Below are 21,049 nucleotides of genomic sequence, written 5' to 3' on the forward strand. Positions count from 1 at the left end.
CCTTATTTACCACTAGGCTTCGGCTCAACCACCTCAAACATCACCTTGAAGGTATCGAGCATCGAGAGAAGCTCATCAAGCTTGCGTGTATTGCCGTCAATCCTGACCAAGCCTGTTTTCTCTGCATCGGCGAATGTCGTTCGCTGCAAAATAACCGCATCGAGCGTGCCGCGCGCCAGCGTTACGGTCGCATCGGCGTTGGGCACTCGCTTTCCCGCCACATGGGTCAGCGCAGAGTTTTCGAGATTCAGTGCGACCCACTGACCTGAATCGGTAAAATTCCAGTTGATCGCCATGACTTTGCCTTCGGCCCGGGCCGCATTCAGCCGCACACCGAGAAAGTCGAAAACCGCCCCGCTATCGAGAGTCTTCAGCGTATCGGCATTGACCGAGCTGTTTCCAAGACTTCTCGGCAGGCCAGTGCGCAGTTCCATTGCGCCCACGAGGTAGGCATTGCGCCAGGTGGCGGCCTCAGCCTGGAAACCGAGCTGCTCCAGGGCGTCCGCGCCCAATTCGCGCGCGGCACGGTTGGTGGGATCGGCGAACACGACCTGGTTCATCGCACTCGCCACCCAGCGATACTCCCCCCTGGCGAAGTCGCCGCGCGCACGCATGATCACCGCATCAGCACCACCCATGTACTCGACGGTTTTGCGGGCATTCTCGGTTGGCGGCAATGCGTTGAGGTTGGCCGGATTGGCGTCGTACCAGCCAAGATATTTCTGATAGACCGCCTTGGCGTTGTGCCGCAGCGTTCCGTAATAGCCACGCGCGGACCATTCCTGCTCCAGGCTCGCGGGCATCCGCAGGGTCTCGGCGATCTCGCCGGGGGTGTAGCCAAGGTTCAACAGCCGCAGCGACTGGTCGTTGATGAACTTGTACATGTCGCGCTGCTTCTTCATGAGGGCGATGACACGCCCTTGCCCGACCACGGGCCAGTGATGCTGTGCGATGATGATATCCGTGTTGTCGCCAAAACTTTCCATCGCCTCGCTGATATAGCGGGACCACAAATTTCCATCGCGCACCTCGGAACCACGGATGGTGTAGAGATTGTGCATGGTCTGGGTAATGTCCTCGGCCATGTTGAGCACACGGAATTGCGGAAAATACATCAGCATCTCCGATGGCGCTTCCGATCCATGCGCCATCTGGAAGACGATTTCCACACCATCGATGATGTGCTTCTCCATGTTCCTGTCGATTGTGCCGGTGGGCGCAATCAGCGTGACGGTTCCACCCGCCACCCTCTTGCCCAGGCCCGTATCGACCTGGCCGTGCGGCCCCGGCGGCAGGAATGGGCCGAACTGATACTGCGCACGGCGGCTCATCGCCGTACCCGCCATGACGCTTTCACCTGCAATCGCTTCCAGGAATCCTGCAGGCGCCAGCACCTGAATCCTGCCGGCGGCCATATCGGCTTCACCGATCACGCCCCGCGCACCACCGAAATGATCGCTGTGACTGTGCGAATAGATCACCGCGCCCACAGGTTTCCTCGGCCGGTGCTGATAATACAGATCCAGGGCGGCGCGCGCCGTCTCGGATGTCGACAGCACATCGACGATGATCAGCGAAGTGTCGCCTTCGATAATCGTCATGTTGGAGATGTCGAAGCCGCGCACCTGATAGACACGCTCTGTGACCTTGAACAGGCCGTGGATCGCATTGAGCTGTGCCTGCCGCCACAGGCTCGGATTGACGGTGTCGGCCGCTTCGCTCTGCTGGAGAAAGTCGTAAGGCTTCAGGTTCCACACCGGGCGCGGGCCCGTACCGGGCACCAGGGCATCGGGCGCGGTGCCGACGAAGCCGCGCATGGCGTCATCGAAATCCTGCCGATTGTTGAAGGGCAGCGTCTTCGCCAATGCGGCGTTGGCCGCCAACGTCGCAGGTTCAGGTCCCTTCGGAGCGGTTTGACCCTGTGCCGTTGCCGAGCCGACTGCGATCATGACGGCAATTGCAGTTGCGCTGTACGTCTTCAACATGGATTTTCCGGGCTAGGTGAATGTCCCCGGCACAACGGTGGCACCGGCATTTAATGCAATAATAGTTGCATTAAATGCCTTTCTTAACGCAATCATATTTGCGTTACTGGCGCAGAAGCTCACTTTGTCGAAGAGCCAGCAAAGCGGCGCTAGGCCTGCACCATCAACCGGTCGACCAGACGATCCGCGACAGCCTTGCTGAGCGGCCTGCCGAACAGCGCGCGCATGTAAAGCGGCGCCAGCACATGATCCAGCAGTTCCTCGATACCGGGCGGCTTCTCGCCACGCTGCCGAGCGCGCTCCAGCACCAATTCCATCTGTTCACCCCGGCGCCTCAATGCCGCACGACGCATTGACCCATCGGCTCCGGCCGGCGTCGTTGTGGCGATCACGGTCCGAAAGAATGACGAGCCTTCACGGCTCGCGAGGCTGGTAGCGATCGGGCGGGCCCAGGCGAGCAGATCGCCGCGCAGCGAGCCGGTATCGGGCAGCGGACGCTCGCGCATCAGCTTCTCGACCGCAACCTCCATCATCAACGCGCGCACATCGCCCCAGCGGCGATAGAGGCTGGTGACATTTATACCTGCGCGTTCGGCGATATCGGCCATGGTGACCGCTTCGTGCCCCCGCTCAGCCAGCAAAGTCCCTGCAGCTTCAAAAACTGCCATCTTGTTGCGGGCACTCCGGCCACCGGGCCGGGATTTCACTGTCATGCCTCAGTCCTTATTGCGACTATATTGGCACTAATGATACCCCGCCTTGGTGTCGATACGGAATCCGTTATTCGATGGGATCAGCATCGCCGTGCACGACCACCTGATCATCGGCCGCAAGGGCCATGTGTCCCTGCGGGAAAAAGGCCTGATGGGTTAGGCCTGCCGAAGCAGCTCTGCGAATTCCTCTTCCGAGAAAATCGGGCGGATTTCCAGTTCGCTCGGGCCCGGCATCGGATTGGGACAGCGCTTGGCCCAGGCCACGGCCTCGTTCATGTCCTTGACCTGCCAGATCCAGAAGCCGGCCACCAGTTCACTGGTCGCTGCAAACGGCCCGTCCTTGACGGTACGGTTCGGCCCATCAAAGGCAATCCGCTTACCCTTGGACGACGGATGCAGTCCATCACCGGCCAGCATGATGCCGGCCTTGGTCAGGTCGTCGTTGAACTTGCCCATGGCTTCCAGCAGTTCCATAGAGGGCATTATCCCGGTTTCACTGTCGGCCGTCGCCTTCACCAACACCATCACGCGCATCTGCTCTCTCCTTCCGGTGATCAGGCCGCAGCCTTCGAGGCCGCCAACAGATCGTGCAGGCGGTCGTAAACCATCGCCACGCCCTGCTCCATGTTGGAGCCGAGCACCATGTCGCGGGCATCCTTGGTCTCGTAATGCAGCACGGCCTTGAAACCGGTCTGGCCGCCAGCCTGCTCGGTCAGCGTCGTGGTCAGCACGGCGATGCCCGGATACCATGGCGTATCGAAGGCCTCGGTATGCACCAGGCGATGCGGTGCATCGATCTCGCGATATTCGCCACCCATGCCCATCTCCGGGCCATCGCCCCGTTTCCAGACATGGCGATACCGGCCGCCAACCTTCAGATCGACCTCGCAGACGGCAAGGGTCATGCCCGGCGGCGCGAACCAGCGATGCATCAGCTCAGGCCTGGTCAACGCATCGAAGACCTGACGCGGCAGCGCGTTCAGCACCTGCGTCAGTACGATGTCGCTGTCGCCAGATGGTGTGAGTTTCAGATTGGTCTTGTTCGACATGGTTGCAGTCCTTTTTCTCTGGGGGAGGAGATCAATGCGCACCACCGAGCTGCACGCGCCGCAGCATCACGGCAGCCAGCACCGCGCCGGCGGCGGCGATCGCCGCACAAGCCAGCACGCTGAGGAAGAATCCTTGCGAGAATGCATAGCGGGCGGCATCCAGCAGGGCCGCGCCGGGCCCCGGCGGAAGCTCCGCCGCCGCCGCCATCGCGCCGCCCAGCGTGCTGCGCGCCGCTTCGGCTATGTCGGCCGGCAGATCGGCCGGAATCGCCGCATTCATGCTGTTGCGGTAAGCCGCCGTGGCAAGACTGCCGAGGATGGCGATGCCCAGCGCGCCGCCGAATTCAGAGCTGGTTTCGGCCAGCGCCGAGGCTGCACCGGCCCGCTCGGGCGGCGCGCTGCCGATGATCAGGTCCGTCGTCAGCGTGAACACCGGCGACAGGCCCAGGCAGAAGATCACCGAGCCAGTCATCAGCAGCCAGAATCCCGCCTCGGCCTGACCGATCATCACATAGCCGATGGCCGTCATCGTCAGGCCGCCGGCCAGCACGAAACCGGGGCGCAGGCGCCGGATGATTCCCGGCGCGATCATCGACCCGACAACGAAGGTCAGGCCCATCGGCGCCATCCACAGGCCGGCCTCAAACGCGCTCATGCCCAGCACCAGCTGGAAATACTGCGCCAGGAACAGGAACATGCCGAAGGCCACGAAGACGGCGATGATGTTGACGGCCAGCGACGCGCTGAAAGCCGGCGAGCGGAACAGGCGCATGTCGATCAGCGGATCGGCCAGACGCATCTGCCGGCGCACAAAGACCATGCCGATGACCAGACCCAGCAATACGAACACTGCCGAGAGGCTGTTCGGGCCATATTCGGCCAGACGCTTGATGCCATAGATCATGGTCAGCACAGCCGCCAGCGACAGAACGGCGCTGAGGATATCCAGCCTGCCCGCCTTGGGATCGCGATATTCCGGCAGCAGGATCGGCCCCAGCACCAGCAGCATCGCCATCACCGGCAGCGCCACCAGGAAGACAGACCCCCACCAGAAATACGTCAGCAGGATGCCGCCAATCACCGGGCTGAGTGCGCCGCCAGCCGAGAAGCTGGCGATCCAGATGCCGATCGCCACCGTGCGCTCCTGCGGATCAAGGAACATGTTGCGGATCAGCGATAGCGTGGATGGCGCCAGCGTGGCCGCGGCAATCCCCAGCAGGGCGCGCGCCAGGATCAGCATTTCGGCACTGGTGACGAAGGCGGCAAAGAGCGACGCGAGGCCGAAGGCGACCGCGCCGATCATCAGAACCCGGCGGCGGCCGATGCGGTCGCCCAACGTGCCCATGGTGACCAGCGACCCGGCTACCATGAAACCATAGATATCGACGATCCACAGCAGCTGGATGCTGCTGGGCTGCAGGTCGGCGCTGAGCTGCGGCACGGCCAGATTCAGGACGGTCAGGTCCATCGAATAGAGCAGGCAGGGCAGCGCCAGCACGGCGAGGCCGATCCATTCGCGGCGGCCGGCCTTGGGGGCAGGCAAAGCAACGCCGGCCGCATCTTGCGGTTGATCTAAAGCAGTCATGACAGGTCTTTCTGTCTGCGAGGTGGTTATGATTCTGGAACGCGACAGTCTACCGGTGATACCTGACAAGGACCGTCAGGTATCACCGTGACATTCAGTCGTTGCAGCAGTCGGCATTGGCTTTCGGTGCATCCTCGTATTCGTCGTGGCGCCGCATCCAGTCCATGGTTGAGGATTCGTTGCGGCCCTTCGGCGTCAGGTCGAGGTAATTATGCGTGCCGATCAGGATGTCACCGCCACGGGCATAGGATGAATAGGTGTGAAAGATGTCGCCTTTCGCATCCTTGTAGAACACGCTGGTGCCGGGCAGTTCGTCATTGCCATCCTTGATCTGCTCGAAATTGTAGAAAATCTTGCCGGCCTCCAGCTCTTCGGGTGTGAAGGAGACATGGTAGTCGTGGTTAAAATCGCTGCCCTGCGACGACACCCAGTCGAATTTCCAGCCCATGCGCTTGCGATAGGCCTGCAGCTTGTCCAGCGGTCCCCGCGATACCGCCACCAGCGACACGTCATGGTGCTTGAGGTGCTGGTTGGCGCCGTCGATATGGTCAGCCAGGAAGGAACAGCCCGGACAGCCGGCCTCCCAGTCTGGACCGAACATGAAATGATAGACGATCAACTGGCTGTTGCGACCGAACAGGTCCGATAGCGTCTTGCGGCCCGCCGTGGTCTCGAAGACGTAATTCTTGTCCACCTTCACCCAGGGCAGGGCGCGACGGTCCTCATGCAGCCGGTCCATGGCATGCGTGATTTCCTTTTCGCGGGCCAGATGCGCCTTGCGCGCGGCCAGCCAGTCTTCGCGGGATACGACTTTATGGTTTTCCATGGTCCTCTCCTTCGCTACAGGTGACGCGTCTCGGCCGGAGCATGGCTCCAGTCGTTGTTCCGGCCGTCCTCGAACCTGACGGGCGCCGAAGCCAGTTCGGCATCCCCGGCATCGTCCAGGCAGCCGAGATTGATGGCATAGAACGGTCCCAGCCCTTCGATATCACCGCGACCGAACGGCTTGATGCCGCACTGGCTGCAGAAGAAATGCCGGATCGTGCGGCTGCCGAAGCGGTACTCCGTCAGGCGATCCTCGCCCTGCAGCACCGTGACCGCATCTTCGGTCGCAATGGCCTTCCAGAGCCGCGCCTTGCGGCAGACCGAGCAGTTGCACCGGCTGGTGTCGGCCGACAGGTCAAGCTCGCATTCAAACCGCACGGCGCCGCAATGACAGCTGCCTGCATATCGGCGTTTCATGGCCATCCTTTCAGGCGAATTGCGCTTCCAGCTTGTCCAGCGAGGCGGTCCAGCCGCGCGTATGACGAGTCTTGGAGGCTTCGTCGAACATCTGCTCGTGATGCAGGGTCAGGATCGTGCTGTCGCCATCGGGCTTCAGCGTGACCGTGACCTGCGACACGCGGTCAGGCGTGGTCGACCAGTTCCAGCTGAACACCAGCTTCTGGTTCTCCACGATCTCCTTGTAGGTGCCGCCGACCTCATGGGTCTCATCCGCCTTGCCATCGATATCGGTGCGGAAGGCCACGCGGAAACGGCCACCGATGCGCAGATCGATGTCAGACGCCAGATACTCGCAATTGCCGGGGCCGAACCACGCGACTATTTGCGCGGGGTCCGTCCAGGCCCGGTAGACTTTGGCGGGCGTGGCTTTGAGCCGGCGCTTGAGGGTGAGGCTGGGGCGGACGGGGGCACCAGAGAGAGCTTGGGCGGACATGACTTTTCCTCGACAAAGGCAGCGAGACGATCAAGCGACGTGGACCAGAACCGTTGATAGCGATGCAGCCAGTCCATGGCCTGCTCCATAGGACCGGCATTGAGCCGGCAGGTAACCGTCCGACCGCTTTTGGTCCGGGTGATCAGGCCGGCATCCGACAGCACGTCGAGATGCTTCATGATCGCCGGCAGCGACACCGGAAACGGCCGGGCCAGGTCGCTGATCGTGATGCTGTCCTGCGCCTCGAGCTGCGCCAGCAGGGCCCGTCTCGTCGGGTCTGCAAGGGCTGCAAAGGTGCGGTCCAGCTGGGGTTGTGAATACTTAACCATGAGGTTTAGTATTGAGCCGCAGCGGCAGATTGTCAACCCCGTCGTTTCGTGACGGGCCTCACAGGCGATGATGTGGCGTTATTCGCGGTTTCCCACCCGGTCGGCACCGAAGCGCACCGTCACCACGGTGCCCTCGCCTGGTGAGGACTGCACGCTGACGGCGCCGCCATGCAGCAGCGCCAGCTCCTGCACCAGCGGCAGGCCGAGGCCGGAGCCCTGACGCTCGCGCGTCATCACGTTGTCGACCTGCCCGAAGCGCTGCAGTGCCTTGGCGATCTCGTCCTCATCCATGCCAATGCCGGTATCACGCACACCGAAGGCGACACCGTCACCCTGCTCCAGTCGCGCGAACAATGTGACCTGGCCGTCGCGCGGTGTGAACTTCACCGCATTGGTCAGCAGGTTCAGCGTGATCTGGAACACCGCGCGCTGATCCGCCCATAGCGCCGGCAGGTCGCGCGGCATGTCCATGGTCAGCGCGACGCCGCCGTCATGCGCGGCGGCCTCCACCTGGCGCAGGGCGCGCGCACCCACGGCCGGCAGGTCGACGCTGGCTTCCTGCAGCTCATAGGCGCCGGCCTCGATCTTGGACAGGTCGAGCACATCGTTGATCAGGCTCAGCAGATGCAGGGCGCTGTCATGGATATGGGTGGCATAGGTGCGATACCGCTCTTCCAGCGGGCCGATCACCTGGTCCTTCATCACCTCGGCAAAGCCCAGGATGGCGTTCATCGGCGTGCGCAGCTCGTGGCTCATATGCGCCAGGAACGAGGATTTGCTTTTCGAGGCGCGCAGCGCCTGGTCGCGTGCCTCGGCCAGCGCGAAGTTCATGTCTTCCAGGCGGCGACGCTGCATCTGCTCCTGGGTGACGTCGCGGCCGACGCCGATATAGCCGATGAAACCGCCATCGGCATCAAAGCGTGGTCGGCCGCTGACGCTGATGCAAACCAGACCGCGCGGGCGGTGCAGCCATTGCACCAGATCGGAAAACGGCCGGTGACCGCGCAGGTCCTCGACATGCTGCTGCAGGAACGGATCGGTCGTGATGTCATCGAACATCTCGATGCGCGACCGGCCCACATAATCGGTCACGCGCAGGCCCGTCACCTGCTCCACCCGGTCCGACATGTAGGTGTAGACCAGATCGGCATCGGTCTCCCAGATCCAGTCGACGCTCAGATCGGCCACATGGCGGAAGCGCTGCTCGGCCAGGGTTCGCTCCTCCACCTCATGCTGCAGCCGGCCGTTGGTCGCCTCCAGCTCGGCCGTGCGGGCGCTGATGCGTGATTCCAGTTCGGCGTTCAGGGCGCGCACCTGGGCTTCGGCGGCGCGGCGCTCGGCCATCTGGCGGCTCAGGCGCTTGTTGGTGTCGATCCACTGGCCGGCGCTCGGCATGCGGCCGACCAGACGCACCGCCGGAATCAGTGACACGGCGGTCGCCACCGAAACCAGCGCCGTCACGGCTTTCACCAGACCCTCGACGCCGTAATCGGGATTCCACAACACCCAGACGCCCAGCAGATGCGTCAGGCCACACAGCACGATGAAAGCCATGAACAGGCCCAGCAGCCAGCGCGGCACCAGGTCACTGCGCCGGATCGCCACATAGAGCAGCGCGGCGGGAATGGCGAAGTAGCTCAGCGCGATGACGGAATCGGCAACGAAGTGCAGCCAGAACACCTCCGGCTTCCAGATCAGGCACATGCCATGTGGCAGGAACCCGTCGGTTTCCAGGAAATCCAGGACCCAGCGCATGCTTGCTTCCTTCCCCGCGACCACTGCTGTCACAATGCCGTGCCGGAATCGCCTCTGTAAATCGCGTATTACGATCCGTGCACAGTTACAGGTTGCGAACCGGGCCCCGGGTTGACCCCGAGCGCCCTTCGCGCCACCATCCGCCTTACCGAGGGGGGCGCCGCTAGGGCGCTGAGATTCGGCCGGCAGACCTCAACCATCTGCAACGCCGTGACCCTGAAGCCCCGCCATCCCGGCCCAGCCGTGATCGCGGGCTTGTGAACCTGATCCGGGTCATGCCGGCGGAGGGAACGGTCGTATGGCGCATGCTGACGCATGCCGTCTGCATTCCGCGAACATCCACCACACCCCGGATCTCCTGTCGTCTGTTGATACGGAGATCCCCATGGACACGCTTGCCGACGCCCCCAACTTCAAGATCACCATCGGCCCCTTGCCGGCCTCGGTGAAGGTCTACCAGCCGGGTGTTCTTCACCCCGATATCCGCGTGCCGCATCGCGAGATCGCCACGCATGTTTCCGCCAACGAACCGCCGTTGCCGGTCTATGACACGTCCGGGCCCTATACCGATCCCGAGGCCGAGATCGACATCAATCGCGGTCTGCCGCGCTGGCGCACGCGTCTGATCGAAGCACGCGGCGACGTGGAGGTTTACGATGGCCGCCTGGTGAAGCCGGAAGACAATGGCGGCGCCAGGTCGGTGCCGGCCTTCCCGCTGCATCCGCGCCCGCTGCGCGCCAAGGCCGGCATGGCAGTGACGCAATACGAATATGCACGGCGCGGCATCATCACGCCCGAGATGGAATACGTGGCCATCCGCGAGAACGAAGCGCGACAGGAACTGGCCAAACGCGACGGCGAGGATTTCGGTGCAGAGATTCCCGACTTCGTGACCCCGGAATTCGTGCGCGACGAGATCGCCCGCGGCCGCGCCATCATTCCCTGCAACATCAATCACCCGGAGCTGGAGCCGATGATCATCGGCCGCAATTTCCTGGTGAAGATCAACGCCAATATCGGCAATTCCGCCGTCACGTCTTCAGTGGCCGAGGAAATCGACAAGATGGTCTGGGCGATCCGCTGGGGCGCCGACACGGTGATGGACCTTTCCACTGGCCGCAACATCCACAACATCCGCGACTGGATTCTGCGCAACTCGCCCGTCCCGATCGGCACCGTGCCGATCTATCAGGCGCTGGAGAAAGTGAACGGCAAGGCCGAGGACCTGACCTGGGAGGTCTATCGCGACACGCTGATCGAGCAGGCTGAACAGGGCGTGGATTACTTCACCATTCATGCCGGCGTGCGGCTCAGCTACATTCCACTGACAGCCAACCGCGTCACCGGCATTGTCTCGCGCGGCGGTTCGATCATGGCGAAATGGTGCCTGGCGCATCATGAGGAGAATTTCCTCTATACGCATTTCGAGGATATCTGCGACATCATGCGGGCCTATGACATCAGCTTCTCACTGGGCGACGGGCTGCGGCCGGGCTCGACGGCCGATGCCAACGACGCCGCGCAGTTCGCCGAGCTGGAGACGCTGGGCGAGCTCACCAGGATTGCCTGGGCCAAGGGCGTGCAGGTGATGATCGAGGGCCCGGGCCATGTCGCCATGCACAAGATCAAGGCCAACATGGACAAGCAGCTGAAAACCTGCGGTGAGGCACCCTTCTATACCTTAGGCCCGCTCACGACAGACATCGCGCCGGGCTATGACCACATCACCAGCGGCATCGGCGCGGCGATGATCGGCTGGTACGGCTGCGCCATGCTCTGCTACGTGACGCCGAAGGAGCATCTGGGCCTGCCCGACCGCAACGACGTGAAGGTCGGCGTGGTGACCTACAAGATCGCCGCCCATGCCGCCGACCTGGCGAAAGGCCATCCGGGCGCTGCGCGCCGCGACGATGCGCTCTCCCGCGCCCGCTTCGAGTTCCGCTGGGAGGACCAGTTCAATCTGGGGCTGGACCCCGAGACGGCAGCGCAGTTCCACGACCAGACCCTGCCCAAGGAGGCGCACAAGACGGCGCATTTCTGCTCCATGTGCGGGCCGAAATTCTGCTCCATGAAGATCAGCCAGGAGGTGCGCGACGCCGCCCGGCAGCAGAATGATGTCGCGCAGGCCGGCATGACCGAGATGGCGGAACGCTTCCGCAAGGATGGCGGAGAGATATATCATCCGGCCCCATGAGCCAGGCGCCGCCGGTCTTCGATGATGCCTTCCAGGGCAAGCTGGCCGAGCTGATGGCCTGGCGGCGCGATGTGCGCCGCTTCAAGCCGCACCAGCCCGTGCCGGATGCCCTGGTGGCGACGCTGCTGGAGACGGCAGCGCTGGCGCCCAGTGTTGGGAATAGTCAACCCTGGCGCTTCGTGCTGGTCGAGCAGCCTGACCGCCGCGCCAAGGTGATCGCGAATTTCGAACGCGCGAATAAAGAGGCGCTCGGCGATTACAGCGGCGAGCAGGCGAAGCTCTATGCCTCGCTGAAACTGGCGGGCCTGAAAGAAGCGCCGGTGCATCTGGCGGTCTTCGCCGACGAGGCGACGCTGCAGGGCCACGGGCTCGGCCGCCGCACCATGCCCGAGATGCTGGACTATTCCGCCGTGATGGCGGTCTACGGCTTCTGGCTGGCGGCGCGCGCGGCAGGCCTGGGCGCCGGCTGGGTCTCGATCTTCGAGCCGGAAGCCCTCACCCGCGACCTGGAGGTCGAGGCAGACTGGAAGCTGGTCGCTTACCTATGCGTCGGCTGGCCCGAGGAAGAGACCATCACGCCCGAATTGCAGCGCGCCGGTTGGGAGCATCGCCGCGACGTGAGCGAGCACATCCTGAAACGGTAACGCTTCGGACTCTGGGTTCCCGCTTTCGCGGGAACGACGACAGTGTTTTCTTCGTCATGCCCGCGAAAGCGGGCATCCAGGGTCGCAAGGAACAAACGGATTCACGATGGGCAACAGCAGATAAAGAACGAAACTGGTACCCTGGAGTCAAAAATCAAGGCCCGGTTTTGAGGCGGGCCTTGATCGAAACTCTATGACGCTGTGGCTTACGCCGCCGCCTCGAGCATGGCGATGTATTTCTCGACGCGCGCGTTGGCGCGGGCCTTGGCGTGGTCGTCCTTGGCGTCCTCGAAATCCTCGCGGGCGTCTTTCAGCGCCGCTTCGACCTTCGCACGATCCAGCTTCGACACCGGGGTGGCCTCTTCGGCCAGCACGGTCAGCTTGTCATTCGCCACTTCGGCGAAACCGCCGGCGACGAAGATGCGCTCCGCCACCTGGCCGTTCACCGTCACTTCGATGATGCCGTTGCGGATGGTCGAGATCAGCGGGCTGTGACCCGGCAGAACGCCGAAGTCGCCGGCCTCACCGGGCACCACCACCATTTCGGCATCGACGCTGAGAAGCAGCTTCTCGGGCGATACCAGTTCGAACCTGACGGTCTCCGCCATGGTCTACTCCTTTACGCGAAGGCCTTAGGCCGCTTCGGCCGCGAGCTTCTTCGCCTTGGCAATCGCCTCGTCGATGGTGCCGACCATGTAGAAGGCCGACTCCGGCAGGTGATCGTGCTTGCCGTCGACGATTTCCTTGAAGCCACGGATCGTCTCGGCCAGCGGCACCTGCACGCCCGGCGAGCCGGTGAACACCTGGGCCACGTCGAAGGGCTGCGACAGGAAGCGCTGGATCTTGCGGGCGCGGGCAACCGTCAGCTTGTCTTCTTCCGACAGTTCGTCCATGCCCAGGATGGCGATGATGTCCTGCAGCGACTTGTAGCTCTGCAGGATCGACTGCACGCGGCGGGCGATGTCGTAATGCTCTTCGCCGACGATGCGCGGATCGAGAATGCGCGAGGTCGAGTCGAGCGGATCGACGGCCGGATAGATGCCCAGCTCGGCGATCTGGCGCGACAGCACGGTGGTCGCATCCAAGTGCGCGAACGAGGTGGCAGGCGCCGGATCAGTCAAATCGTCGGCGGGCACGTAAATGGCCTGCACCGAGGTGATCGAGCCCTTATGGGTCGAGGTGATGCGCTCCTGCAGCATGCCCATGTCGGTGGCCAGCGTCGGCTGGTAACCCACCGCCGACGGGATACGACCGAGCAGCGCCGACATTTCCGAACCCGCCTGGGTGAAGCGGAAGATGTTGTCGACGAAGAACAGCACGTCCTGGCCTTCCTGGTCGCGGAAGTATTCCGCCAGCGTCAGACCGGTCAGCGCGACGCGGGCGCGGGCGCCCGGCGGCTCGTTCATCTGGCCGTACACCAGGGCAACCTTCGAGCCCGGGCCGTCGGTCTTGATGACGCCCGATTCCATCATTTCGTGGTAGAGATCGTTGCCTTCGCGGGTACGCTCGCCCACGCCGGCGAACACCGAGTAGCCGCCGTGCGTCTTCGCGATGTTGTTGATCAGCTCCATGATCAGCACGGTCTTGCCGACGCCGGCGCCGCCGAACAGGCCGATCTTGCCGCCCTTCGAGTAGGGCGCGAGCAGATCGACGACCTTGATGCCGGTGACCAACACCTTCTGTTCAGTCGACTGGTCGACATATTCCGGGGCCGGCGCATGGATCGGCGCGGCATGCTTGGCGTTGATCGGGCCGCGCTCGTCGATCGGCTGACCGATCACGTTGATGATGCGGCCGAGCGTCTCCTGACCGACCGGCACCGAGATGGCGCTGCCGGTGTCGGTGACTTCCATGCCGCGGACCAGACCGTCGGTCGAGTCCATCGCGATGGTGCGGACGGTCTGTTCGCCCAGATGCTGCGCCACTTCGAGCACCAGATGGTTGCCCTGGTTGGTGCAATGAAGGGCGTTCAGGATCGCCGGCAGGTAACCGTCGAACTGCACGTCGACAACCGCGCCGATGACCTGGGTAATGCGACCCGTCTTGTTCGTAGCCATGATGCTGCTCCGCTCTCTCTTTTCCGTCTCGTCCAGCGCGCGGTCTTAGACCGCCTCGGCGCCGGAGATGATTTCGATAAGTTCTTTGGTGATCTGGGCCTGACGCGACCGGTTGTAGACGGTCGTGAGTTTCTTGATCATCTCGCCGGCATTGCGCGTCGCGTTGTCCATCGCGGACATGCGGGCGCCCTGCTCGGAAGCCGCGTTCTCCAGCAGCGCACGGTAGACCTGCATCGACAGGTTACGCGGCAGCAGCTGATCGAGAATGGTTTCCTCGTCCGGCTCGAATTCGTAGATCGCACCCTGCAGGTCCGGACCGGCATTCGTCTCATCGGCGACCACCATGGCCGGGATGAGCTGCTGCACGGTCGGGATCTGGCTGATCACCGACTTGAAGTTGTTGTAGAAGATGTGCGCGACGTCGAAGTCACCGGCCTCATACATGGCCAGCACGCGATCGGCGATCTCCTGGGCTTCACCGAAGCCCACTTTCTTGACCTTGGCCAGATCGACGGTATCGGCGATCTTGCTCGCATGGTCGCGACGCAGCTGGTCGCGGCCCTTCTTGCCCACGCAGAGAATCTTCACCGTCTTGCCGGCGGCGGTCAGTTCTTCGATCTTGCGGCGAGCCAGCTTGACGATCGAGGAATTGAACGCGCCGCAGAGGCCGCGTTCGGCGGTGGCGACGATCAGGAGATGAACCTGATCCTTGCCGGTGCCGATCATCAGCTTCGGTGCGGTGTCGGAACCCATCTGGGCAGCCGACAGCGACGCCATGATCTGCGCCATGCGCTCAGCATAAGGACGCGCCGCTTCGGCGGCCTCCTGGGCGCGGCGCAGCTTGCTGGCTGCCACCATCTTCATCGCCTTCGTGATCTTCTGGGTCGATTTGACCGAGTTGATCCGAACGCGCAGTGACTTGAGGCTAGGCATGAAGCTCTACCCGTGGTTCAGCGGCTCAGGCGAAGGTCTTGGCGAGCTCTTCGAGCACGGCCTTGAGTTTGCCTTCCAGGTCCGGCGTCAGCGCCTGGCTCTCACGGATGCCAGACAGAATGTCGCCATGCTTGGACTTGATGGTGCTCAGCAGGGTCTGCTCGAAGCGGCCGACATTGGCGACCGGCAGCTTGTCGAGATAACCCTTCACGCCGGCATAGATCGAGACGACCTGCTCTTCGACCGGCAGCGGCTGGTACTGGGCCTGCTTCAGCAGTTCGGTCAGACGCGCGCCGCGGTTCAGCAGGCGCTGGGTCGCCGGATCGAGATCCGAACCGAACTGGGCGAAGGCGGCCATTTCGCGATACTGCGCAAGTTCCAGCTTGATCGAGCCGGCAACCTGCTTCATCGCCTTGATCTGCGCGGCCGAACCGACGCGGGACACCGAGAGGCCGACGTTGATGGCCGGGCGGATGCCCTTATAGAAGAGTTCGGTTTCCAGGAAGATCTGACCGTCGGTGATCGAGATGACGTTGGTCGGAATGTAGGCCGACACGTCGCCGGCCTGGGTCTCGATGACCGGCAGGGCGGTGAGCGAACCGGCGCCATTCTTGTCCGACATCTTCGCGGCGCGTTCCAGCAGGCGCGAGTGGATGTAGAACACGTCGCCCGGATAGGCTTCGCGGCCCGGCGGGCGGCGCAGCAGCAGCGACATCTGGCGATAGGCGACGGCCTGCTTGGACAGATCGTCATACACGATCACGGCATGCATGCCGTTGTCGCGGAAGAACTCGCCCATGGCGCAACCGGTATACGGGGCCAGGAACTGCAGCGGCGCCGGCTCGGACGCGGTGGCGGCCACCACGATCGAGTATTCCATGGCGCCGGCTTCTTCCAGGGTCTTCACGACCTGGGCAACCGTCGAACGCTTCTGGCCGACCGCGACGTAGATGCAGAAGAGCTTCTTCTTCTCGTCGCCCTTGTTGGTGGCCTTCTGGTTCAGGATGGCGTCGATCGCGACGGCGGTCTTGCCGGTCTGGCGATCGCCGATGATCAGTTCGCGCTGGCCGCGGCCGACGGGCACGAGGGCGTCGAGCGCCTTCAGGCCGGTCTGCATCGGCTCATGCACCGACTTGCGCGGGATGATGCCGGGGGCCTTCACTTCCACGCGGGCGCGCTTGACGTCCTTGAGCGGGCCCTTGCCGTCGATCGGGTTGCCCAGCGCGTCGACGACGCGGCCCAGCAGACCCATGCCGACCGGAACGTCCACGATGGCGCCGGTACGCTTGACGGTGTCGCCTTCCTTGATGCCGCGATCTTCACCGAAGATCACGACGCCGACGTTGTCGGTTTCCAGGTTGAGGGCCATGCCCTTCACGCCACCGGGGAATTCGACCATCTCGCCGGCCTGGACCTTGTCGAGGCCATGGACGCGGGCAATGCCGTCACCGATGGACAGAACCTGACCGACTTCCGAGACTTCGGCTTCGGCGCCGAAATTCTTGATCTGGCTCTTCAGGATTTCAGAAATCTCTGCGGCGCGGATATCCATCACGCAACACCTTTCATAACGGTCTTGAGACTGTTGAGTTTGGTCTGGATCGACGCATCGATCATGCGCGAACCGAATTTGACGATCAGGCCGCCGATCAGCGAGGGATCGACCTTGGCGTTGATCACGACATTGCCGGCGGAGGCCGTCGACAACGAAGACTTGATCTGGGCGAGCTGCGCATCGTTCAGCGGCACGGCCGAGACGACATCGGCAACGGTCTCGCCGCGATGATGGCTGAGCAGCGTCTTGAAGGACGCGATGATGTCGCTGAGCGCGAACAGGCGGCGGTTGCCCGCCACGACGCCGAGGAAACGGCGGACCAGGTCGCTTAAACCGGCCTTTTCGGCGACGGCGGCGATGGCCTTGGCCTGGTCTTCGCGGCTGAAGGCCGGCGAGCGCACCAGACGGACGAGATCCTTGGACTCCGCCAGCATGCCGGCGACAGCATTCAGATCCTTGGCGACGGCATCAAGCTGGCCCGCATCGCGCGCCAGATCGAACAGCGCAGTCGCGTAGCGGCCGGCAATGCCGGAGACGAGCGTAGTTTCAGCCACGAACGACCCTTCTTCTAAACAGGACCGGCGCTGTCGGGCGGGACTCGACCGGAGAACTCCGACCTGCCCTGCGACGCACCGCTTAAGACCTTGCACGACTTAAGGAATTTGCGGGGTGGCTATAGCTTTTTTACGGCCCCCCCGGCGCGAAAGCCGCGTTTAACTAGCATACGGGTCTGGGGGGCGCAACAGCCCGGCCGGCCGCATGGCGCAAGCCTTTTGTCGCAGTGCGCCAACGGCTGCCCGCATGGTCGTAAACCGTGCGATCCGCGCACGCAGAATGCGCAAATCCGGCCAGCGTCAGCCAATGCCCGCCAGCCCCCATGCCAATTTCAGCCAATCCGCGCCAACCCTGGCCAATTCATGCCAATTTTGACCAATTCCGACCAATTCCAGCCAGCGCGCGCCATTAATCCTCCCGTCCTTCGCGCACCTCAGCCAGCATCGCGTCGAGTTCGGCATGCGTGTAGTAGTCCAGCTCACCCGGCTTCTTGGGTGCGGCCACCGCCATCTCCGCCTTCGGTTTCAGGCCCAGCGCCACCTCCCAGCGGGCCGCGATGTCGCCCTCCAGTTTGGGCCCGAGGCGCTCCAGCCCGATCTGCGCGCCCAGCCATTGCAGGGTGCGGGCGTCCAGCTTTTCCGCATGCTCCAGATGCAGCACCGCATGCTCGCCCAGCGCCATGAAACGGAGCTGCGCCATCAGCCGCTGCTCCTCGGCCGCCTGCTCGATACGCCGGCGGAAGCTGGGCGAGCGCTTCAGGTTTCGGCGCAACACCGAGGGCGGGCAGCCCCGCTGCCCGGCCGCCGTCTCCACCGACAGACCCCGGGCGAGCAGGCCGGCGGCGAGCGGCCAGTCGACTTGCCGGCGTTTTTCAGATTTTTCGTTCGAAATCAAATCGATAGAGCCATCGTTCATGGCGATGCCTTTCCAGTCTTCCAGATTTTGCGGGACTGGCAGCGATCCTATCATGAAAATGAGAACATTAAAAGAACAAATGGTCACATCCTCCTGCCTTGGCAGGCAGCAGGCCGGACCCAATCTTTATAGATATAGAGGCGCCACGCTGATGGAGACGGCATGAGCGAGCTATGGCCCATCCTGGTCTATATCGGCCGGCCGAGCCTGATCGGCGGCCTGACCCTGATCGTGATCGCGCTGGTCGGGCTGTATGTCTCGCGCCGGCATCGTGTGGCCGATCCGCGCGACCCGTGGAAAGTCTGGGCGGCGCGCATCGCCGGTATGCTGGCGCTGCTTCCTTTGGTGATCACACTCGCATTGGCGATCGGTGAACAGTTCTCGCCTGGCCTGCTGGAGCATTACGGCCCCTATCTGGTGCGGCCGGCGAAAGCGGTGCCGGGCAGCGTGCTGGTGGCCGCAGTGCTGCTGTTCAGCCTGACCACGCGACTGATGCCGCAGCGGCGCGGCTGGTACGCGACCTATGCGGTGGCCTGCATCCTGCTCGGCTTCGGCGGCAGCGTGCTGCTGATCTACGTGGCGAGTTGACGCCTACAACAACGTCTGGCGGAAGAAGCCGGTCCAGTGCGGCACCGCCACGAAACGGTCGCCGACATAGCCGCTGTGGTAGCCCGTGCCGACGCAGCGCGCCATCATCGGCCGCGTATCCTGCCCCGGCATGGTGGCGCCGCTGTTCAGTTCGGTGACGCGGTCGGCCTCGACCAGGATATCGCAGTTGGCGTAATGCGGCCCGGTGGTGTTGCGCTGGCGGCGATAGGGTGCATCGAAGCTGTGACCGACGCCGGGCAGCACGGTGATCCTGGCATTGCCGCCGCGCGCATTCATCCACGGCACATAGCGTTCGCAATAGCGGCTCGGCGTCTCGTCATCCTCGGCGCCGGTGATGAACAGGAAGGGCGTTGCGACATAGCCGTCGCGCACCGCATGGCGGAAGCCGCAATAGCCATAGAGGCCGACCACTGCATCGAGCGGCTTGACCGTGAACGGCCGGCCATAGAGCCGCGTGACATTGCGCTCGACCTGCTCATGCGCCCATCTCTGGGTCAGCATGATGCCGCCGGCGCCGCCCTGGGATTCGCCGATGCTGCCGATCTTGTCGAAGCCACGCGCCCGCAGCCAGGCCGCCGCGGTCAGGCTGTCGAAGGCCATGTTGAATTCGTTGGCCCCCTTCAGCGAGGCGGCAACATAGTCGTGATGCGTGACGGTGACGCCGCGCGGCGTCCAGTGGTCGATCACCAACGCCGCGAAACCGGCTTCGCGCAGACTGTCGACATATTCGAACAGGCGTGAATCGAGCCCCTGTGAGCCATGGGTGACCAGCACGGCGGCACGGCTATTGGCTTTCGGGGCATTCGGCGGCGCGAAGAAATAGCCGATCGCCTGCATGCGGTTGCAGATCACCGGCTGGCCGGTGCAGGCGACGCTCTCCCAGGTGACCTTCTCGCCGCTGAAGGTCGAGGATTTCTGCTGCGCACAGGCTGTCAGCAGAAGCAGCAGCCCGAGCGCAGCCACTTTCATCATTTGGTCAGGACGCGGGCCACGGCCTTTTTCCAGCCGTCGTAGAGCTGGCTGCGCGCAGCGCTGTTCATGCGCGGCTCGAAGCGGCGCTCGCAATGCCAGCCATAGGCGACCGCATCAAGACCGGCATAGACGCCGACCGCCAGGCCCGCCAGATAGGCTGCGCCCAGCGCCGTGGTCTCGATCACCTTGGGGCGTTCGACCGCGACATTCAGCATGTCGGCGAGGAACTGGCAGAGCCAGTCATTCGCCACCATGCCGCCATCGACACGGATGGCGGCCGGTGCCGGCGCGCCATCGGATTTCATCGCCGCGGTGAGATCGCGGGTCTGGTAGGCGACCGATTCCAGCGTGGCGCGCGCGATATGGCTGCGCCCGGTATCGAGCGTCATGCCCAGCAGGGCGGCGCGCGCATCCGGGTCCCAGTAGGGCGCGCCAAGGCCCACGAAAGCCGGCACCAGATAGACGCCGTGGTTTTCCGGCGCGGCCGCTGCCAGCGTCGCGGTTTCGGCGGCGCTGCCGACGATCTTCAGCCCGTCGCGCAGCCATTTCACGGCGGCGCCGGCGACGAAGATCGAGCCTTCCAATGCGTAGGTGACCTTGCCGTCCAGCCGATAGGCCACCGTGGTGAGCAGGCGGTTGTTCGACAGCACGGGCTTGGCGCCGATATTGACCAAGGCAAAACAGCCGGTGCCATAGGTGGATTTGACCATGCCGGGCTGGAAGCAGGCCTGACCGAAGGTGGCAGCCTGCTGGTCGCCGGCGATGCCGGTGACGGGAATGGCATGGCCGAGCGTATCGGCGGTGGCGATGCCGAATTCACCGCTGCAATCCTTCACCACGGGCAGCAGCGCACGCGGCACGGTGAACAGCTGCAGCAGCGTGTCGTCCCACTCCTGCGTGGTGATATCGAACAGCATGGTGCGCGAGGCGTTGGTCGCATCCGTCGCATGCACCTGACCGCCGGTGAGGCGGAACAGCAGGAAGCTGTCAATCGTGCCGAAGCAGAGTTCGCCCTTCTCGGCACGGGCGCGGGCGCCGGGCACGTTGTCGAGCAGCCAGGCGATCTTGGTGGCGGAGAAATAGCTGTCGATCAGCAAGCCGGTCTTTTTCTGCACCAGACTGCCGGCGCCATCGGCGATCTTGCGGCGGCAGAGTTCGGCGGTGCGGCGGTCCTGCCAGACGATGGCATGATGGATCGGCCGGCCGGTGCCGCGCTCCCAGATCACCGTGGTCTCGCGCTGGTTGGTAATGCCGATGGCGGCGATGTCGGTACCGCGCAGATTCGCCTTGGCCACGGCCTCGCGCATCACGCTCTGCACGTCGCGCCAGATTTCCTCGGCATCATGCTCGACCCAGCCATCAGCCGGATAATGCTGGGTCAGCTCCTTCTGCGCGGTGGCGACCGGCAGGCCGGAGGCATCGAAGACGATGGCGCGGCTGGAGGTCGTGCCCTGGTCGATGGCGAGAACGTATTTGCTCATG

22 protein-coding genes are annotated in these 21,049 nt (G+C 63.6%); 4 read left to right on the forward strand and 18 right to left on the reverse strand.

All coding sequences use genetic code 11. The features are described 5' to 3' along the window. Window positions 1-2 precede the first annotated feature (2 nt). On the reverse strand, window positions 3-1,985 hold the full coding sequence (locus AC1RRE_RS16505; RefSeq protein ID WP_492982432.1) for an alkyl/aryl-sulfatase: 1,983 nt from the start codon (window positions 1,983-1,985) through the stop codon (window positions 3-5). A 149-nt stretch (window positions 1,986-2,134) separates the two neighbouring features. Further along, window positions 2,135-2,698 carry a TetR/AcrR family transcriptional regulator gene (locus AC1RRE_RS16510; protein ID WP_492982434.1) on the reverse strand — a complete coding sequence of 188 codons (564 nt, stop codon included), beginning with the start codon at window positions 2,696-2,698 and terminating at the stop codon, window positions 2,135-2,137. Between the two features lie 49 nt (window positions 2,699-2,747). Here AC1RRE_RS16510 and AC1RRE_RS16515 point away from each other — a divergent pair, with 49 nt between their 5' ends. Beyond that, window positions 2,748-2,858: a JAB domain-containing protein gene (locus tag AC1RRE_RS16515; RefSeq protein ID WP_492982953.1), complete on the forward strand. Its 111-nt coding sequence runs from the start codon at window positions 2,748-2,750 to the stop codon at window positions 2,856-2,858. On the opposite strand, the gene AC1RRE_RS16520 is transcribed toward AC1RRE_RS16515, so the two are convergent. The 8 genes from AC1RRE_RS16520 to AC1RRE_RS16555 all read right to left on the reverse strand — a co-directional run bounded on the left by AC1RRE_RS16520 (window position 2,855) and on the right by AC1RRE_RS16555 (window position 9,133). Then, window positions 2,855-3,232, reverse strand: a complete 378-nt coding sequence (locus AC1RRE_RS16520) for a YciI family protein (protein ID WP_492982435.1) — start codon at window positions 3,230-3,232, stop codon at window positions 2,855-2,857. The genes AC1RRE_RS16515 and AC1RRE_RS16520 overlap by 4 nt on opposite strands. A gap of 20 nt (window positions 3,233-3,252) precedes the next feature. Then, window positions 3,253-3,747, reverse strand: coding sequence for an SRPBCC family protein (locus AC1RRE_RS16525; RefSeq protein ID WP_492982437.1), 495 nt, complete (start codon window positions 3,745-3,747; stop codon window positions 3,253-3,255). A 31-nt stretch (window positions 3,748-3,778) separates the two neighbouring features. Next, entirely contained in the window at window positions 3,779-5,332 is a 1,554-nt protein-coding gene (locus AC1RRE_RS16530) for an MFS transporter (protein WP_492982439.1), read from the reverse strand. Between the two features lie 94 nt (window positions 5,333-5,426). Further along, complete coding sequence (locus AC1RRE_RS16535; protein WP_492982441.1) at window positions 5,427-6,158, reverse strand: DUF899 domain-containing protein; 732 nt, start codon at window positions 6,156-6,158, stop codon at window positions 5,427-5,429. A gap of 14 nt (window positions 6,159-6,172) precedes the next feature. Beyond that, a complete protein-coding gene (locus AC1RRE_RS16540) occupies window positions 6,173-6,574 on the reverse strand; it encodes a GFA family protein (protein WP_492982443.1) in 402 nt (133 codons plus the stop codon). Window positions 6,575-6,584: 10 nt separating this feature from the next. Further along, window positions 6,585-7,049 (reverse strand): SRPBCC family protein, encoded by a 465-nt coding sequence (locus AC1RRE_RS16545; RefSeq protein ID WP_492982445.1) that lies wholly within the window; start codon window positions 7,047-7,049, stop codon window positions 6,585-6,587. Continuing rightward, the gene (locus AC1RRE_RS16550; RefSeq protein WP_492982447.1) at window positions 6,935-7,378 is read right to left on the reverse strand and encodes an ArsR/SmtB family transcription factor; all 444 of its coding nucleotides are present in this window, start codon (window positions 7,376-7,378) and stop codon (window positions 6,935-6,937) included. The genes AC1RRE_RS16545 and AC1RRE_RS16550 overlap by 115 nt, the downstream gene beginning before the upstream one ends. Before the next feature lie 78 nt (window positions 7,379-7,456). Continuing rightward, window positions 7,457-9,133 carry a sensor histidine kinase gene (locus tag AC1RRE_RS16555; RefSeq protein ID WP_492982449.1) on the reverse strand — a complete coding sequence of 559 codons (1,677 nt, stop codon included), beginning with the start codon at window positions 9,131-9,133 and terminating at the stop codon, window positions 7,457-7,459. A 385-nt stretch (window positions 9,134-9,518) separates the two neighbouring features. On the opposite strand from AC1RRE_RS16555, the gene thiC reads away from it, so the two are divergent. Continuing rightward, complete coding sequence (gene thiC / locus AC1RRE_RS16560; RefSeq protein WP_492982451.1) at window positions 9,519-11,327, forward strand: phosphomethylpyrimidine synthase ThiC; 1,809 nt, start codon at window positions 9,519-9,521, stop codon at window positions 11,325-11,327. Next, window positions 11,324-11,971 carry a 5,6-dimethylbenzimidazole synthase gene (bluB, locus tag AC1RRE_RS16565; protein ID WP_492982453.1) on the forward strand — a complete coding sequence of 216 codons (648 nt, stop codon included), beginning with the start codon at window positions 11,324-11,326 and terminating at the stop codon, window positions 11,969-11,971. Before thiC ends, bluB begins: the two co-directional genes overlap by 4 nt. A gap of 206 nt (window positions 11,972-12,177) precedes the next feature. Here the strand turns inward: bluB and AC1RRE_RS16570 are convergent, their stop codons facing one another. The 6 genes from AC1RRE_RS16570 to AC1RRE_RS16595 all read right to left on the reverse strand — a co-directional run bounded on the left by AC1RRE_RS16570 (window position 12,178) and on the right by AC1RRE_RS16595 (window position 17,986). Then, window positions 12,178-12,579 (reverse strand): F0F1 ATP synthase subunit epsilon, encoded by a 402-nt coding sequence (locus tag AC1RRE_RS16570; RefSeq protein WP_492982455.1) that lies wholly within the window; start codon window positions 12,577-12,579, stop codon window positions 12,178-12,180. A gap of 24 nt (window positions 12,580-12,603) precedes the next feature. Then, window positions 12,604-14,028: a F0F1 ATP synthase subunit beta gene (atpD, locus tag AC1RRE_RS16575; RefSeq protein ID WP_492982456.1), complete on the reverse strand. Its 1,425-nt coding sequence runs from the start codon at window positions 14,026-14,028 to the stop codon at window positions 12,604-12,606. A 45-nt stretch (window positions 14,029-14,073) separates the two neighbouring features. Then, the gene (locus tag AC1RRE_RS16580) at window positions 14,074-14,961 is read right to left on the reverse strand and encodes a F0F1 ATP synthase subunit gamma (protein ID WP_492982458.1); all 888 of its coding nucleotides are present in this window, start codon (window positions 14,959-14,961) and stop codon (window positions 14,074-14,076) included. 25 nt (window positions 14,962-14,986) lie between these two features. After that, complete coding sequence (gene atpA / locus AC1RRE_RS16585; protein WP_492982460.1) at window positions 14,987-16,513, reverse strand: F0F1 ATP synthase subunit alpha; 1,527 nt, start codon at window positions 16,511-16,513, stop codon at window positions 14,987-14,989. Next, window positions 16,513-17,070: a F0F1 ATP synthase subunit delta gene (locus tag AC1RRE_RS16590; RefSeq protein WP_492982462.1), complete on the reverse strand. Its 558-nt coding sequence runs from the start codon at window positions 17,068-17,070 to the stop codon at window positions 16,513-16,515. The genes atpA and AC1RRE_RS16590 overlap by 1 nt, the downstream gene beginning before the upstream one ends. 409 nt (window positions 17,071-17,479) lie before the next feature. Continuing rightward, window positions 17,480-17,986 (reverse strand): hypothetical protein, encoded by a 507-nt coding sequence (locus AC1RRE_RS16595; protein WP_492982464.1) that lies wholly within the window; start codon window positions 17,984-17,986, stop codon window positions 17,480-17,482. Window positions 17,987-18,148: 162 nt separating this feature from the next. Between AC1RRE_RS16595 and AC1RRE_RS16600 the strand changes: the two genes are divergently transcribed. Further along, window positions 18,149-18,574, forward strand: coding sequence for a hypothetical protein (locus tag AC1RRE_RS16600; protein ID WP_492982466.1), 426 nt, complete (start codon window positions 18,149-18,151; stop codon window positions 18,572-18,574). Between the two features lie 3 nt (window positions 18,575-18,577). Here the strand turns inward: AC1RRE_RS16600 and AC1RRE_RS16605 are convergent, their stop codons facing one another. Both AC1RRE_RS16605 and glpK read right to left on the reverse strand, forming a co-directional pair. Next, window positions 18,578-19,567, reverse strand: a complete 990-nt coding sequence (locus AC1RRE_RS16605; protein ID WP_492982468.1) for a dienelactone hydrolase family protein — start codon at window positions 19,565-19,567, stop codon at window positions 18,578-18,580. After that, window positions 19,564-21,048, reverse strand: a complete 1,485-nt coding sequence (glpK, locus tag AC1RRE_RS16610) for a glycerol kinase GlpK (protein WP_492982470.1) — start codon at window positions 21,046-21,048, stop codon at window positions 19,564-19,566. The genes AC1RRE_RS16605 and glpK overlap by 4 nt, the downstream gene beginning before the upstream one ends. Window position 21,049 lies beyond the last annotated feature (1 nt).

The organism is Ferrovibrio sp. GW821-FHT12D07 (genome assembly GCF_058807275.1).